This is a genomic window from Xanthomonas sp. WHRI 1810A (genome assembly GCF_040202885.1).
Classification (GTDB): Bacteria; Pseudomonadota; Gammaproteobacteria; order Pseudomonadales; family Pseudomonadaceae; genus Aquipseudomonas.
In genome coordinates this window covers 407,483-423,849 of the sequence record NZ_JBEGED010000002.1, presented here as the reverse complement: position 1 = coordinate 423,849, position 16,367 = coordinate 407,483, and the positions used below count along the sequence as shown (strand labels likewise).

Sequence of the window (16,367 nt, the reverse complement as noted above, 5' to 3'; positions counted from 1 at the left end):
GGTTATTAGTCAAAAAAACGTGAAATATTTGTGAAAATGGTTTCCCCTTGTGGCCCCCTCGTTGTACTTCCTTGCCACAGTCGGAGCCTAAGTTTTGCATTTAGTATTAAAAGATTTAAAAACAGCCTCATTCGGCCTGCTGCTCAGACTGGCGCTTACCGCGTTTGCGTTCTGGATGGTGTGGCTGGACATCGCGGTTTTTAAAACCCAGATTCTTGAGATTTCGTTTACCGAAGTCACTCAGGAAGCGATGTTGTTCATCTGCGCCCTGCTCTTCTGGTTTTCGCCGGCGGCCGAAGGCCAACGAGGCTTCAACATCCTGGCCGGCGGCTTCTTCGCATGCCTGCTGGCCCGAGAGCTCGACGGCCTGATGGACCCCATCAGCCACAGCGCGTGGTGCTGGCCGTTTATGCTGATCGCGATCACCACGATTGCGATGGCCTTCAATCGCAAGAACCGCACCGGCACGCTTGAAACCCTGGCGGCGTTTACCAAGACGCCCGCGTTCGGTGCGTTGTCCACCGGGCTGTGCGTACTGGTATTTTCCCGGGTCTTCGGAATGGGCTCGCTGTGGCATCTGGTTCTGGACGACGGCTACGCCAGGCTGGCCAAAACCACGGTAGAGGAAGGGGTTGAACTGCTGGCCTATGCCATGTGGCTGGCCGCCAGCGTCGAGTACTACCTGCTCCAGCGCACGTCGAGCGTTCGCCTGCCGGTCGCTCACACCTCCCGGTCACAGCGTGTCGGGATCGGCTCCAGCGTCTGAGTCTACAAAGGGGCTGGGCATACGTGAGTGACGTGCCCGGCCCCTTTTTTTGTCTGCGTTTTGGTTCTGTGCGGTTCGCAGCTGCGGACTGCTCATCGGCCCGCCGCAGGCGCCTTCACAACAACGTCGCCCCCGGCCACTGGCGGTGTTCCACCAGCTCACGGACCACGTCGCGGATCACCACGCGGACCGCCAACGCCGCCGGTGACAGTTCTTCGTCGGGCAGGCTGGCCAGGGTGTTGCGGCGGATCAAGTGGCGTTCGTGGATGTGCACCACGCACAGCCCGGCGTCCATGGAGCGTGCCGCCGCCGCGCCGGGCTGCAGCGTCGCCGCGACGCCGTGGCGGACCACGTCCATCAGGGTCGCCAGACCGTCGATTTCCATGACCACGTTGAGCCGCGTACCGGCCGCTTCGAAGGCGTTGGCCAGGGTCGCGCGCAATCCGTGGCGGCTGCTGGGCAGCACCAGGGGGATGTCGCCGATCTGCGCCAGGCTGAGGGTGTCCCCCGGCGGGATACCGGGAAACCCGGGGGCGTGGATCAGCGTCACCGCCTCATCAAGCAACGGAATAACCGTCCAGCGCCGTGCCACGTCGGCCTGAAACACCACCGCCAGGTCCAGCTGGCGCGCGATGAGCTGGCTGGTCAGGTAACCGGACAGCATTTCCACCAGGTGCAGCTGGATCTCGGGGTAGCGTTCGCGCATGGCTTCGATCAGCGGCAAGGCCAGCACGCTGGCTGTCGTGGGCGCCAGGCCGACGCTGACATCGCCGCGCATCCGCCCTCTTTGCGCCGCCTGCACCGCGGCGTCGGCCTGGCGCAGGGTCAACTGGGCGTGATGCAGAAACGCCAGGCCCGCCGCGGTCGGGCTGACGCCGGTGGAGCTGCGGTTGAGCAAACGGGTGGCCAGCTCGTCCTCAAGCTTGCTCATCTGCTGGCTCAGGGCTGAGGTCCCCACCCCCAGCTCCAGCGCCGCGCGGCCCAGGCTGGTCATCTCGACCACTTTGACGAAATAACGAAGTTGACGCAGTTCCACGGCGCTTCCCTGGATGAGGATCAACCGCCAGCTTCGGCGCTCGCGCGAGGCGTTGCAAGACACCCTTTACTAAAACTAAAGCCCCCACGTCCAAACCGGCCTTTCGCCCTGCACTGCCCGCCACTACCGTGAGCCACCCTGTCAGCGGCCACCTGTGCTCGCCGTTGATGAATCAAGGAGACACGATGCTTGACGTTTTGGTGATTGGCGGCGGCAATGCGGCCCTGTGTGCCGCGTTGATGGCGCGGGAGGCCGGCGCCAGCGTGATGCTGCTGGAAGGCTCGCCCAAGGTCTGGCGCGGCGGCAATTCGCAGCACACCCGCAATCTGCGCTGCATGCACGATGCCCCCCAGGACGTGCTGATCGAGGCCTACCCGGAAGAAGAATACTGGCAGGACCTGCTCAAGGTCACCGGCGGGCTGACCGATGAAAAGCTGGCGCGCATTGCGATCCGCGCATCATCGTCCTGCCGCGACTGGATGCGCTCCCACGGCGTGCATTTTCAGCCACCGCTTTCCGGCGCCTTGCACGTGGCGCGCACCAACGCGTTTTTCATGGGCGGCGGCAAGGCGTTGATCAACGCCTATTTTCGCAGCGCCGAACGCTTGGGCATCACGATCCGCTACGACGCTCAGGTCACCGACATCGAACTGGATGACGGGCGTTTCGTCGCGGCGCACATGGGCGAGCGCGAGGTGGACGGTCAGCGCCTGCCGGCCGAACGCATCGAAGCGCGGACCTGTGTCCTGGCCGCCGGCGGGTTCGAATCCAACCGCGAATGGCTGCGGGAAGCCTGGGGCCAGAACGAACGCGGCGAGTGGCCGTCGGACAATTTCCTGATCCGTGGCACGCGCTTCAATACCGGCGTGTTATTACGCCGCATGCAGGACCTGGGCGCCGACATCATCGGTGATCCGACCCAGGCGCACATGGTGGCCATCGATGCCCGTGCGCCACTGTACGACGGCGGCATCTGCACCCGCATCGACTGCGTGTCCCTCGGGGTCGTGGTCAACCGGGACGGCGAGCGCTTCTACGATGAGGGCGAGGATTTCTGGCCCAAGCGCTACGCCATCTGGGGCCGACTGGTGGCCGGTCAACCCAACCAGCAGGCGTTTTCGATCATCGACCAGCAAGCCATCGGCCGCTTCATGCCTCCGGTATTTCCCGGCACTCGCGCCAACACCCTGGAAGAACTTGCGGGCCTGCTCGATCTGCCGGAAGCGACCTTCGTCAAGACCGTCGAGGATTACAACCGCGCCTGCCAGGTGGGGACCTTCGACCACACCGCGCTGGATGACTGCCACACCGAGGGGCTGACGCCGGCCAAGACCCACTGGGCCCGGCCGCTGGTCAAGCCGCCGTTTTACGCCTACCCGCTCAAGCCCGGCGTGACCTTCACCTACCTGGGCCTGGCCACCGACGAAACCGCCGCCGTGCATTTTCAGGGCAAGCCCAGCCCCAACCTGTTCGTGGCCGGCGAGATGATGGCCGGCAACGTGCTGGGCAAGGGCTACACCGCCGGCATCGGCATGGCCATCGGCACCGCCTTCGGGCGCATCGCCGGCGTCCAGGCTGCCGCTTCTGCGGGCTTCGGCCCTGTTAATGTGAATTCGGAACTTAATCATGCAACTCTTTGATCCTAAAGCATCCAGCGCCCTGATCCCGGTCCTCAATCTGCAGGAAAGCGAAGTCGAGCGGCAGATGACCATCTGCAACGCCTGCCGCTACTGCGAAGGCTTTTGTGCGGTCTTTCCGGCCATGACCCGTCATCTGGAATTCGGCAAGGCCGACATTCATTACCTGGCGAACCTGTGCCACAACTGCGGCGCCTGCCTGACGTCTTGCCAGTACGCAGCACCACACGAATTCGCGGTCAACGTGCCGAAGGCCATGGCCAAGGTGCGGCTGGACACCTACGTCGAATACGCCTGGCCCCCAGCGCTGGGCAAGCTGTACCAGCGCAACGGCCTGACCTTGGCGCTGGCCTCCGGCGGCGGGCTGGCGCTGTTTCTGTGCCTGACGCTGATGATCATGGGCAACCTGTCCACGGCCATGCCGGGGGGCAACTTCTACGGGATTTTCCCGCACAACACCCTGGCCCTGATGTTCGGCGCGGTATTCGGCTTTGCCGTTCTGGCGTTGGGGATTGGCGTGCGGCGGTTCTGGCGCAACGTTTCACCGGCGCAGTCGACGTTACCGCTCAAGGCCAGCGCCGCGCTGGAAGCCACCGCCAACGTCGCCCAGCTCAAATACCTGGACGGCGGTCACGGTGAAGGCTGCACCAACGCCGATGACGCGTTCACCCAGTGGCGTCGACGCTTTCACCACTTCACCTTCTACGGTTTCATGCTGTGCTTCGCCGCCACCTGCACCGCCACGCTGTACCACTTCCTGCTGGACTGGTCCGCGCCCTACCCGCTGTTCAGCCTGCCGGTGTTGCTCGGTGTCTTTGGCGGCGTCGGCCTGTTGATCGGCCCGGCCGGCTTGCTGTGGATGAACCTGCGGCGCAACCCGGACCAGGGCGACGAAAAACAGAAACCCATGGACCGCGGCTTCATCGCCCTGTTGCTGCTGGTCAGCGCCAGTGGCCTGGCGTTGCTGGCCTTTCGTGAAAGCGCCGCGCTCGGCCTGCTGCTGGCGGTGCACCTGGGGCTGGTCATGGCGTTCTTCCTGACCATGCCTTACAGCAAGTTTGCCCACGGCATCTTCCGCAGCGCGGCATTGCTCAAATACAGCATCGAAAAACGCCAGCCCAATCCGATCAATGCCGGCAGTGACTGAGCCCGGCACCGATCCCTGTTTATCCCGATAACAATAAAGAGTCCTGAGCCCGCCATGATGAACACAACCCCCGAAGCCACGCGATCCCGCGCGTCGAAGTTTGGCGCCATCGTCAGAGTCACCAGCGGCAATTTTCTCGAGCAGTTCGATTTCTTCCTGTTCGGGTTTTACGCCACTTACATCGCCCAGACCTTCTTCCCGGCCACCAGCGAGTTCGCCTCGCTGATGATGACCTTCGCGGTCTTCGGCTCCGGCTTTCTGATGCGGCCGTTGGGGGCCATCGTGCTGGGCGCGTACATCGACAAGGTCGGCCGGCGCAAGGGGCTGATCGTGACGTTGTCGATCATGGCCTCCGGCACTGTGCTGATTGCGCTGGTGCCGGGCTACGCCAGTATCGGCGTGGCGGCACCGATCCTGGTGCTGCTGGGCCGCCTGCTGCAGGGCTTCTCGGCCGGGGCGGAACTGGGCGGCGTCTCGGTGTACCTGGCGGAGATCGCTACGCCGGGCCGCACCGGCTTTTACACCAGTTGGCAGTCTGCCAGCCAGCAGATCGCGATCATCCTCGCCGCTGCGTTGGGCTACGGCATCAGCACCTATTTGCAGGCCAGCGAAATCGCCGCCTGGGGCTGGCGCATCCCGTTCTTCATCGGCTGCATCATCATCCCGTTCATCTTCATGATCCGGCGCTCGTTGCAGGAAACCGAAGCGTTCAAGGCCCGGCTGCATCACCCGACCACCCGCGAGGTGTTCCGCTCCATGCGCGACAACTGGCGCACGGTGCTGGCTGGCGGTTTGCTCGCGTCGATGACCACCACGACGTTTTACCTGATCACGGTCTATACCCCGACATTCGGCCGGACCGTGCTGCACCTGAGCACCACCGACAGCCTGGTGGTGACGCTGTTCGTGGGGCTTACCAACTTCATCTGGCTGCCGATCGGCGGCGCGTTGTCCGACCGCATCGGTCGACGTCCGCTGCTGCTGGGCATTTCCCTGCTGTGTATCTTCACCGCTTACCCGGCGATGCACTGGCTGGCGGCTGCAGCGAGTTTCGAGCGACTGCTGGCGGTCCTGCTGTACTTCTCGTTCTTCTTTGGCATGTACAACGGCGCGATGGTGGCAGCGCTCACCGAAGTCATGCCCCAGGAAGTGCGGGTGGTGGGGTTTTCGCTGGCGTTCAGCCTGGCAACCGCGGTGTTCGGCGGTTTCACCCCGGCCATGTCCACCTTCCTGGTGCAGGTCACCGGCGACAAGGCCTCTCCGGCGTTCTGGCTGATGTTCGCGGCGCTGTGCGGACTCTCCGCAACGCTGGTGCTGTATCGCCAGAAACGTCCGGTCGCGGCGCAGTTGCTCTGAGCGGGAGGAGATTCGCAACGATATAAACAGAATCGAAGGCTCGATAAAGATTTCGAGCCATTGGCGCACTGCGATCCCAGTACCCTCCTGACTTACTGTCATAAAAAAAATAAAGGGTCATGCATATGCGACTGGGATGGTATTCCGATCTGACGTCCACCGAAAAACGCACCTACTGGGCGTGCTTCGGTGGCTTCACCCTCGACTCGATGGACGCAACGATCTTTGCGCTGATGATGCCTGTCCTGATGACAGTGCTCAGCCTGAGCAAATCCGACGCCGGGCTGCTCGGCTCGGTGTCGTTGATCGGCAGCGCTCTGGGCGGCTGGGGCGCCGGCATGCTGGCCGACCGTTACGGCCGGATCAAGGTGATGCAGGGCACGGTGTTGTGGGTGGCGTGCTTCACCTGCATGGGCGCGTTCTGCACCGGTTTCTGGACCTTCCTCCCGGTGCGCTTCCTGCAGGGCATCGGTTACGGCGGCGAAGCGGTGGTCGGCGCGGTGCTGATCAGCGAAGCCATCAAGCCCGCGTTGCGCGGTCGGGTGGCGGCCTCGGTGCAAAGCGGTTATGCAGTGGGCTATGCCATCTCCCTGGCGACCATGCCGGTGCTGTTCAACTTCCTGCCCGAAGACGTGGCCTGGCGTGCGTTCTTCGCCATCGGCCTGCTGCCGGCCCTGCTGATCTGGTTCATTCGCCGCCTGGTGCCTGAATCCGCGGCTTTCACCCAGACGCGGCACGCCGCCAGGCGCGTCGACGTGCGCGCCATCTTCGCCGCCGAGCATCGCCGGGTCACCATCATCAGCACGGTACTGGCCAGCGGCATCTTCGGCGGGGCCTACATCATGATCACTTGGCTGCCGACCCTGATGCGCACGGTCCTCAACCTGCCCATCGCCTCGACGTCCGGCTACCTGGCGGTGAACATCGTCGGCTCGTTGCTGGGGCCGTTCATTTATGGCCGGCTGAGCGACCGCATCGGCCGGGGCCGGGCATTCATGCTGTTTCTGGTGTGTCAGACGCTGGTGGTGTCGGTCTACATGTTCGCCAACATCAGCATGAGCGCGATCCTCGCCTTGGGCCTGCTGCTGGGCGCCTTTCAGGGCGGACTGGCGTCCGGGCTGCCGCTGGCGTTTTCCGAGCTCTACCCCACCCGCATGCGCGCCAACGGCGCGGGCTTCTGCACCAGCTTCGGTCGCGGCTTTGGCTCGATCATGCCGGCGGCCGTGGGTTTTGCTTCGGTGCACATGAGTTTGCCGGTGGCCATGGGCTCGTTTGCCATCGGCTCCTACCTGATCGGTTTCATCGCCGCCTTGTGCCTGCCGGACGCCACCGGTGCCGACCTGACCACGGTGGAAGGCAGCCTGCCTGAGCCTGACCCAACCCCTGCGCCTGCCCTCTCCCGAAGCTGATTTCGCCTTATCTTGGCAGTTGGCCTAGTTGCCCGCAGGCGACGACCGAGCCACGCCGTCGTCTGCGCCACTGTCAACCTCCCGCGCCACCTCCCTGATCTTGTCGATCAGGGCCTGGGCGGCCGGTGAATGCAGCCCGGTGCTGCGGTAGATCAGGCCGATGGCGCGTTGCGTGTCCTCCAGTTGCAGGCTGAGCCGCTGCAGCTCGCCGGAGGCCATTTCGTATTCCAGTTGGTGTTCGGAGACGATGGCCAGCATGTCCGAGCGCATCAGCAGCCCCCGGATGATGGCCATGTCGCCGGTCTCCACCACCGGCTCCGGGGACGCGCGGCCCAGGCGCAGGAATTGCGCCTCCAGCAGCAGCCGCGCGGGGGTATCGGCCCGGGGCAGGACCCATTTCACGTCACTGAAGTCATCCAGGGTGACCGCCCGTTCCAGCCACGGATGGCCCCTGCGGACCAGAATCACCATCTCTTCGGTCAGCAGCCGTTCGCCGTGCAGGTCGCTGGCGTAGTCCGGTGCGCGCAAGGCACCGAGGACAAAATCCACGTCACCGGCGCGCAGTTCCAGGGCCAGCAGATTGAACGGACTTTCGTTGGTGGCCACGCGCACGCCGGGATGATCGGCCACCAGGCGCACGATGGCCTCCGGCAAAATGTGCGTACGCCCCAGGGGCAGCGCGCCGACGGTCACCAACCCCTGCAATGAACCGGTGATCAGCGCAACGTCGGCGCGGATGTGGCGTAACTCGTTCAAGGCCCGGCGCACCGGGTACAGCATGTCCCGGGCCGCCCGCGTGGGTTGCAGCCCCCGGGCCGTGCGTTCGAAGAGGGTTTTTCCGGCACCGTCTTCCAGCACTTTCAACGCCGCGCTGATGGCCGGCTGGGTCAGCTCGAAGGAACGGGCCACGGTCTGCATGTGCTGGGTCTCGCACAGCTTGACGAAGATCTGCAGGCGCCGGGTGTGCAGCAGGTATAGCGGATCGTGGGGCGCGTGGCCGAGCATCGCCGGGATCGATTCCAGTTCGGCCATCACCCGCCGGGCCCGGGGCAGGATGGCCTTGCCGTAGGGGGTGAGCAACATGCCGCTGGCGTGCCGCTCGAACAACGGCACGCCAAGGCTGGCTTCCAGATCGCGGATCGATCGGGTCACCACCGACTGGGCCCGCAGCAGCACTTCCGAGGCACGGGACACGCTGCCGTGCTCGGCGATCCGGATGAAGGCGCGAACCTGCATCAGGTGAACAAGCGGTGGGTTTGCCATGGGTGCGCGCGGCCGTCTGATAAATAAAAGGTATGGGCGCGCTAGCCTTACGTATTAGTCGCCCCGGGACAAGCCTGTCAGCATTCAGGGACATCAATAAGGGAGTCGTCCCCACCATGAATGCGTCCATCAGCAAGACCGGGCTGGTCGTCAGCGCCCATTCCGCCGATTTCGTCTGGCGTGCCGGCGGCGCCATTGCCCTGCATGCCGCCCAAGGCTACGCCATGCACATCGTCTGCCTGTCCTTCGGCGAACGCGGGGAATCGGCCAAGCTCTGGCGCAAAGGCGCGCAGATGACCGAAGCCATGGTCAAGGACGCTCGGCGCGAGGAGGCTCAGGCCGCTGCCGACATCCTGGGCGCGACCGTGGAGTTTTTTGACATCGGCGATTACCCGATGCGCGCCGACCAGGACACCCTGTTCCGCCTGGCCGATGTCTTTCGCCGTGTGCACCCGGCGTTCGTGCTGAGCCACTCGGTCAAAGACCCCTACAACTACGATCACCCGCTGGCGGCGCACCTGGCCCAGGAAGCACGGATCATCGCCCAGGCCGAGGGCTACCGGCCCGGCGAGAAGATCATCGGCGCGCCACCCTTCTACAGCTTCGAGCCCCATCAGCCCGAACAATGCGACTGGAAGCCCGACGTGTTGCTGGACATCACCTCGGTGTGGGACAAGAAGTACGCGGCCATTCAGTGCATGGCCGGGCAAGAACACCTGTGGGAGTACTACACCCGGGTCGCCTTGCAGCGCGGCGTACAGGCCAAGCGCAATATCGGCATCACCGCCAACAAGGACATCATCTACGGCGAGGGTTATCAAAGCCTCTTCCCCCGCGTCACGGAGAACCTCGGATGAGCAACCTCACCGGCCGGACCGGCATCGTGGTGCGCACTATTCAGCGCGCCGCCCCCGCGCTGATCGACGAACTGACCCGCTACGGTGTCGCCACCGTGCACGAAGCCCAGGGCCGCAAAGGGTTGATGGCGCCGCACATCCGCCCGATCCAGCAGGACATCGCCATGAGTGGTTCGGCGGTGACCGTGCTGGTGGCGCCGGGTGACAACTGGATGTTTCATGTGGCGGTGGAACAATGCCAGCCGGGCGATGTGCTGGTGGTCACGCCCAGTTCCCCGTGCACCGACGGCTATTTCGGCGACCTGCTCGCCACCTCGCTGCAGGCCCGGGGCGTGCGTGGACTGGTGCTCGACGCCGGCGTGCGCGACACCCGGACCCTGCGTGAAATGGGTTTTCACGTGTGGTCCCGGGCGGTGCATGCCCAAGGCACGATCAAGGAAACCCTCGGCTCGGTAAACATTCCGGTAGTCTGCGCAGGCCAACTGGTCAATCCCGGCGACGTGGTGCTCGCCGACGATGACGGCGTGGTCGTGGTGCGCCGCTACGAACTGCAACGGGTGGTCCAGGCCAGCCGCAAGCGTGCCGATCTTGAAGAGCAAAAGCGTCTGCGCCTGGCCGCTGGCGAACTGGGCCTGGACATCTACAGCATGCGCGCGCGCCTGCAGGACAAAGGGCTGAGGTACGTGGACAGCATCGATCAACTCGAGGACTGAAACATGGGGCAGGTTCGCATCCCCTGCATGCTGATGCGCGGCGGCACCTCACGGGGTGCGTACTTCCTCGCCGCCGACCTGCCCGCCGATCAAGCGGTGCGCGACCGGGTGTTGCTGGCCGTCATGGGTTCTCCTGACCCGCGTCAGATTGACGGGCTCGGTGGCGGGCATTCGCTGACCAGCAAGGTGGCGATCATTCGTCCCTCACAACGGCCCGGGGTCGACGTTGACTACCTGTTCGCCCAGGTGTCGGTGGCCGAGGCACGGGTGGATTACGGTCAGAACTGCGGCAATATTCTGGCCGGTGTCGGTCCCTTCGCCCTCGAACGCGGCCTGGTGACGGTTCAGGGCGAGCGCACCGCCGTGCGGATTTACATGGAAAACACCGGGCAAACCGCCACCGCTATTGTGCAGACGCCAGAGGGCTGCGTCTGCTACGAGGGCAGTGTCGCCATCGATGGGGTGCCGGGCACGGCGGCGCCGGTGGTGGTGGCGTTCGATGACATCGCGGGCTCCAGCTGTGGCGCCCTGCTCCCGACCGGTCATCCCATCGACCGATTGGACGGCATCGACGTGACCTGCATCGACAACGGCATGCCGGTGGTGCTGATTCGCGCCGCCGACCTCGGGCGCACTGGCTATGAACGCTGTGATGAACTCGAGGCCGACACCGACCTCAAGCAGCGCCTGGAATCGATTCGTTTGCAGGCCGGTGCACTGATGAACCTCGGCGACGTGAGCCAGCGCACCGTACCGAAAATGGTGTTGGTGGCGCCTGCTCGCCAAGGCGGCACCGTCTGCACCCGCAGCTTCATTCCGCACCGCTGTCACACGTCAATCGGCGTGTTCGCCGCCGTCAGCGTCGCCTCCGCCTGCGTGATCACCGGCACCGTGGTCGACGGGCTGGTGATCGTTTCCGACGCCGACATTCAAGACCTGTCGGTCGAACATCCCGCTGGGGCCTTCAGCGTGCAACTGCGCCTGGACCAGGGTCGGCTCACCGGTTGTGCACTGGTGCGCACGGCACGGCTGATTTTCGATGGGCGGGTTCATGTCCCAGGGTCAGTGCTTACGGTGTGACCGGTGTGAAAAAAAATGAATGAAATGTGAAAAATTTGTCGAAAATCCGTAACTAAATGTATATCTTTCTCATTCGCACTCCTATTCATTATCGAATCCTCGTTAACACCCTCTTAGGAACGTCACTGTGAAAGCCCGTCTCCCCGCCCATCTTTTGTTTGCCGGCGCCTGCAGCGCCCTGCCTCTCGCTCACGCCGCCGACGAAATCACCTTGCCGGTGACCGAGATCCAGACCACCACCAACGCTCAAGGCGATGAACCCAGCGTCGGTTATCAGGGCAAACCGGCGAGCAGCACCACACGTCTCGGGCTGACGGACAGAGAGACACCCCAGGCGATCACCACCATTACCCGCAACCAGATCGATGACTTCCAGCTCAACGGCGTTCGCGACGCCTTGCGCGCAGCGCCTTCGGTGACCGTCGAACAGATCGAAACCGACCGCACGGTGTTCACCTCCCGCGGGTTCACCATCGACACCTTCGAATACGACGGCATGGGCATGCCCTTCGCCTCCACCACTCTGGTGGGCGAGCAGGACCTGGCCGAATACGAACAGATCGACGTGCTGCACGGCGCCAACGGCTTGATGAGCGGCACCGGTAACCCGTCCGCTACCGTCAACTTCGTGCGCAAGCGCCCCACCGACACCTTCCAGGCGAAGATCGGCGCCACGGTCGGTTCGTGGGACAACCGTCGCGTGGACGTCGACGTGTCCGGCCCGCTGACCCCCACCGGCAATGTCCGCGGGCGGTTCATCTACGCCCATGACAAGGGCAATTCCTACCTCGACCGTTACAGCCACGAAGTCAACGTGGCGGCGGGCCTGCTGGCGTTCGATCTGTCTGACGCCGACACCCTGACGGTGGGTTTCTCCCAGCACAACAGCGACGCCAACGGCAACAGCTGGGGCAACCTGCCGCTGGTGGACGGCAACGGCAACGCCATCCATTACAGCGGCCGCAGCTCCAACATCGGTCAGTCGTGGAACTACTGGAACCTGCACACCCAGCGCGCTTTCGCCGAGCTGAACCACGATTTCGGCAACGGCTGGAACGCCAAGGTCACCGCGACCGGCATCACTCAGTACCAGGACGCGGACATCTATTACATCTCCGGCGTGACGGACGACCTGGGCGCTGCCTACGCCACCGACACCTCCAGCAAGGAACACCAGTTGGTGGGCGAGGCGAAAGTGTCCGGCCCCTTCAGCCTGTTCGGTCGCGAGCATGAACTGACGTTCGGCGCCAACTATGGCCGCACCCATCACAAGGAAACTGCCTACAACCTCAATGATTACGGCTATTACGACGCTACGCTGTCCGATTCACTGGCCGGCCGTATCCCGCAACCGGGGCTCAACTACACCGACGCCAACAACATGGGCAATTTCAGCGACAGCCAGAAAAGCCTGTACGCCGGCGCGCGCTTCAGCCTGATGGACGACCTGCACTGGATCGCCGGCGCACGGATGCTCAGCGCTGACGGCAAGGGCGAGAACTACGGCGCCGCCCATGACACCCGCGAACACGGCAAGATCACGCCCTACACCGGCCTGGTCTACGACCTCAACAGTGAGTGGTCGGTCTACGGCAGCTGGACGCAGATTTTCACCCCGCAATACGTGCTCGGCACCGACGGCAACCTGATCGATCCGCTTGAAGGCACCAGCACCGAGCTGGGCATCAAAGGCAGCCTGATGGACGACCGCCTGAACCTGACGGCGGCGGTGTTCAAGACCAAGCAGGAGAACGTGGCCGAGTACGCGGGCCAGTTGGGCAGTCAATACCTTTACAACGGCGTGGACTTCAAAAGCCGAGGCATCGAGCTGCAAGCGTCCGGCGAAGCGCTACCGGGGCTGGACCTGCTGGCGGGTTACACCTACGTGCACATCGAAAACGCTGACGGTGATGAAGCGCGCAAGTACGTGCCGACCCACAGCTTCCGTGGCATGGCCACGTATCGCCTGCCGGGTATGCCGAAAGCCCGGGTCGGTGGACGCCTGAGCTGGCAGAGCGGGATCGAGGCCGACACCACCAGCGTCGCGCGGCAGAACGCCTACGCCCTGGTTGACCTCATGACCAGCTACGACATCGACCAGCACTGGAGCACTTCGCTGAACCTCAACAACCTCACCGACCGCAAATACCTGATGTCCCTGCAAAGCGGCACCAGCGCCAACTACGGCGCACCGCGCAACCTGACCGCCTCGGTGAGCTGGAAATACTGATATCGCGGTGGGAGAACGGCAGGCCGTGACTGCTTTTTGCAGGCGCGCGCTTGCCTACCAAAGCATGGGTTCAGGCCGTCAAGATGCTGCGGATGTCCTGGCCTCATCGCGGGCAAGCGCGCTCCTACAGGTCCCGTGTTCGCCGCCGGAGCGGATCTGCGGCGAATAAAATCCCTGTAGGAGCCGCCAAGCCCGAGCGAGGCTGCGATGCGGCTTGTCTGACCCACTGCAAACCCCAGGCAGCAGTCGGCAAAACCCGTTCGCCACGTTGCAAGCCTGTGGGAAGTCTGTAGGCGGGCCGTAAGAAAATGCCCGCGATCATTGACATCATTTTCGATTACACTTATATCTGGTCCAACAACTGGACACCAGGCGGCAACGTCGGTGCCAATAAAAATCATGCCTTCATTTGAACCCGTCAACGTGACCCGCCTTTATAGAATGATCGCCAATCAGATCATCGAACGGATCACACTTGGACAATTTCTGCCAGGTAGCCGACTGCCCTCGGAACGCGAACTCTCTGAACAGCTCTCTGTCAGCCGGACGTCCGTGCGCGAAGCCTTGATCGCGCTCGAGATCGAAGGCCACGTGGAAGTCAGGGTCGGCAGCGGTGTCTATGTTCGTGACAGCGAACCCGGCCGCCACCCCGCATGGAAAGGCCTGGTGCCGAGCCTGGACATTCAGGCGTCGGGCGAACACCCGGTCCATGATGTCGGTGCCTTTGAACTGCTGCGCGTGCAATTGCTGGTGGAGCCGGAAGCCGCGGCCATGGCGGCGTCCAACGCCACCGAAGAACAGATTCAAGCCATCGAGGTGGCGGCTCGCGCCATGGAAAACTCCGACACCCCTCGCCTGCACAATCGCCTGTTTCACCTGGCGATCGGTGAAGCGACCGGGAATGCGGCCATGGCGCTGACCATCAAGCTGTTCTGGGATATCCATGATGAAAGCGTGATGTTCAACAACCTTGAACAGCACGTGGTGAACCGAGAAGCGTGGGAACGGGCCGAGCATGAGCACACCGACATTGTCGATGCCATTCTTTCCCGGGACCCCAACGAAGCGAAACGGGCAATGCGCACACACTTCCTGGAAACCCGACGACGCTTGCGTCAAGAGTTCCAGGTCGCCAAGGACATGAACTGAAACAAGGGAGCGTTTCGTAAACGCTCTTTTTTTGGACTTTACTGGTCCAGCCACTTGGCCACCCTACCAATCCGACGACCGCAGGCTGTGGGACATTTACTTTTGGGTGATGTGCTCAGACGCAAACAGACAGGAATCAGTATGAACCGGACTACGTCCCGAAAGGCCCTGAAATGGATGACCGCCGCCGCGCTCACCGTCAGCGCGTTGAGCAGCCTGCCCGCCCTGGCAGGCGGCACCCTCAATGCCATCGTCCAGCCTGAGCCCTCGATTCTGGTGCTCGGGCTGAACGGCCAGTCCCCCACTCAATACGTGGGCAGCAAAATCTATGAAGGCCTGCTCACGTACGGCGCGGACCTCAAGCCGCAGCCCGGCCTGGCGCAATCCTGGACGATCTCACCGGACGGCCTGGTCTACACCTTCAAGCTGCAGGAAGGCGTCAAGTGGCACGACGGCAAGGATTTCAGCGCCGATGACGTGGTATTCAGCACCGACAAGTTCCTGCGCAGCGTTCACCCTCGCGTGCGGCCGATCATCAACAAGTACCTGGAATCGGTGACCGCCAGCGACCCCGCTACCGTGGTCTTCAAGCTCAAGGAACCGTTCGCGCCGTTTATCTCGCTGTTCGGCACCGACAACATGACCATGGTGCCCAAGCACATCTACGACAACGGCACCGACTACGCGACCAATCCCGCCAACCAGCACCCCATCGGCACCGGCCCTTTCATGTTCGACAAATGGGATCGCGGCTCCAGCATCGTGCTGGTGCGCAACCCCAACTACTGGAAGAAAGGCCTGCCGCACCTGGACAAGATCGTCTTCAACGTGATCCCGGACTCCGCGTCGCGGGCCGTCGCGTTTGAAAAAGGTGACGTGCAGGTCCTGCGCGGTGGCGACGTCGACAACGTCGATATCAAGCGTCTGGAGAAAATGCCCGGCGTGGAACGCACCACCCAGGGCACCGAGATTTACTCGACCATCACCTCCATGGTGATGAACGAGCGCAAGCCGCCGTTCAACAACGTCAAGGTCCGCCAGGCCGTGATGTACGCGCTCAACCGCGAGTTCATCGTCAAGAACATCTTCTTCGGCATCGGCAAGGTGGCCACGGGACCTGTGTCCTCGACCACCATGTTCTACGAGCCGAACGTCACCGCGTACAAGTTTGACCTGAAGAAAGCCAAGGCCCTGATCGAAGAATCCGGTGTGGACGTCAGCCAGTACCCGGTGAAGATCCTCGATTACCCGTACGGTTCGGCCTGGAGCCGTCTCGCTGAATACACCCGCCAGTCCCTGCAGCAACTGGGCTTCAAGGTGGACATCGAAGCCACCGACGCCGGCGGCTGGGCACAGCGCGTGGCTAACTTCGACTTCGACCTGACCTTCCACTTCACCGATCAGTTCGGCGACCCGGCCATTGGCGTGTCGCGCCTGTTCGTGAGCAGCAACATCGTCAAGGGCTCGCCGTTCGTGAACAACGAGGGCTACAGCAACCCGACCGTGGATGACCTGTTCGCCAAGGCCTCCTCCGCCACCTCCCTGGAAGAGCGCCAGAACCTGTACTCGCAAGTGCAAAAGATCCTCGTGGACGACGTCGCCAACGGCTACCTGTTCGAGAACCAGAACGTCACGCTTTACAAAGGCAACGTGAAAAACCTCATCACCAACGGCGTAGGCACCAACTCGAATTTCGAGTCGGTCACCGTCGAGCCCTGACAGGT

At 63.2% G+C, this 16,367-nt stretch carries 13 protein-coding genes; 11 read left to right on the top strand and 2 right to left on the bottom strand.

What is annotated here, in order from left to right:
- Positions 1–94: 94 nt before the first annotated feature.
- Positions 95–766, top strand: coding sequence for a hypothetical protein (locus ABQX22_RS05195; protein ID WP_349797173.1), 672 nt, complete (start codon positions 95–97; stop codon positions 764–766).
- 115 nt (positions 767–881) lie between these two features.
- Here ABQX22_RS05195 and ABQX22_RS05190 read toward each other — a convergent pair whose 3' ends face one another.
- Positions 882–1,802 (bottom strand): LysR family transcriptional regulator, encoded by a 921-nt coding sequence (locus tag ABQX22_RS05190; RefSeq protein WP_349797170.1) that lies wholly within the window; start codon positions 1,800–1,802, stop codon positions 882–884.
- 185 nt (positions 1,803–1,987) lie between these two features.
- On the opposite strand from ABQX22_RS05190, the gene tcuA reads away from it, so the two are divergent.
- The 4 genes from tcuA to ABQX22_RS05170 all read left to right on the top strand — a co-directional run bounded on the left by tcuA (position 1,988) and on the right by ABQX22_RS05170 (position 7,351).
- Positions 1,988–3,442 carry an FAD-dependent tricarballylate dehydrogenase TcuA gene (tcuA, locus tag ABQX22_RS05185; RefSeq protein WP_349797168.1) on the top strand — a complete coding sequence of 485 codons (1,455 nt, stop codon included), beginning with the start codon at positions 1,988–1,990 and terminating at the stop codon, positions 3,440–3,442.
- Positions 3,429–4,586, top strand: coding sequence for a tricarballylate utilization 4Fe-4S protein TcuB (gene tcuB / locus ABQX22_RS05180; protein ID WP_349797166.1), 1,158 nt, complete (start codon positions 3,429–3,431; stop codon positions 4,584–4,586). The genes tcuA and tcuB overlap by 14 nt, the downstream gene beginning before the upstream one ends.
- A 54-nt stretch (positions 4,587–4,640) precedes the next feature.
- On the top strand, positions 4,641–5,942 hold the full coding sequence (locus ABQX22_RS05175; RefSeq protein ID WP_349797164.1) for an MFS transporter: 1,302 nt from the start codon (positions 4,641–4,643) through the stop codon (positions 5,940–5,942).
- Between the two features lie 125 nt (positions 5,943–6,067).
- The gene (locus ABQX22_RS05170) at positions 6,068–7,351 is read left to right on the top strand and encodes an MFS transporter (protein ID WP_349797162.1); all 1,284 of its coding nucleotides are present in this window, start codon (positions 6,068–6,070) and stop codon (positions 7,349–7,351) included.
- Positions 7,352–7,375: 24 nt separating this feature from the next.
- On the opposite strand, the gene ABQX22_RS05165 is transcribed toward ABQX22_RS05170, so the two are convergent.
- Positions 7,376–8,614, bottom strand: coding sequence for a LysR family transcriptional regulator (locus ABQX22_RS05165; RefSeq protein ID WP_349797160.1), 1,239 nt, complete (start codon positions 8,612–8,614; stop codon positions 7,376–7,378).
- Positions 8,615–8,730: 116 nt separating this feature from the next.
- On the opposite strand from ABQX22_RS05165, the gene galB reads away from it, so the two are divergent.
- The 6 genes from galB to ABQX22_RS05135 all read left to right on the top strand — a co-directional run bounded on the left by galB (position 8,731) and on the right by ABQX22_RS05135 (position 16,362).
- The gene (galB, locus tag ABQX22_RS05160) at positions 8,731–9,471 is read left to right on the top strand and encodes a 4-oxalmesaconate hydratase (protein ID WP_349797158.1); all 741 of its coding nucleotides are present in this window, start codon (positions 8,731–8,733) and stop codon (positions 9,469–9,471) included.
- Positions 9,468–10,184, top strand: coding sequence for a 4-carboxy-4-hydroxy-2-oxoadipate aldolase/oxaloacetate decarboxylase (locus ABQX22_RS05155; RefSeq protein ID WP_349797156.1), 717 nt, complete (start codon positions 9,468–9,470; stop codon positions 10,182–10,184). The genes galB and ABQX22_RS05155 overlap by 4 nt, the downstream gene beginning before the upstream one ends.
- Positions 10,185–10,187: 3 nt before the next feature.
- Positions 10,188–11,264: a 4-oxalomesaconate tautomerase gene (locus tag ABQX22_RS05150; protein ID WP_349797154.1), complete on the top strand. Its 1,077-nt coding sequence runs from the start codon at positions 10,188–10,190 to the stop codon at positions 11,262–11,264.
- 127 nt (positions 11,265–11,391) lie between these two features.
- On the top strand, positions 11,392–13,494 hold the full coding sequence (locus ABQX22_RS05145) for a TonB-dependent siderophore receptor (RefSeq protein WP_349797152.1): 2,103 nt from the start codon (positions 11,392–11,394) through the stop codon (positions 13,492–13,494).
- Between the two features lie 399 nt (positions 13,495–13,893).
- Positions 13,894–14,643: a FadR/GntR family transcriptional regulator gene (locus ABQX22_RS05140; RefSeq protein WP_349797150.1), complete on the top strand. Its 750-nt coding sequence runs from the start codon at positions 13,894–13,896 to the stop codon at positions 14,641–14,643.
- A gap of 141 nt (positions 14,644–14,784) precedes the next feature.
- On the top strand, positions 14,785–16,362 hold the full coding sequence (locus tag ABQX22_RS05135; RefSeq protein WP_349797148.1) for an ABC transporter substrate-binding protein: 1,578 nt from the start codon (positions 14,785–14,787) through the stop codon (positions 16,360–16,362).
- The last annotated feature ends 5 nt before the right edge of the window (positions 16,363–16,367 follow it).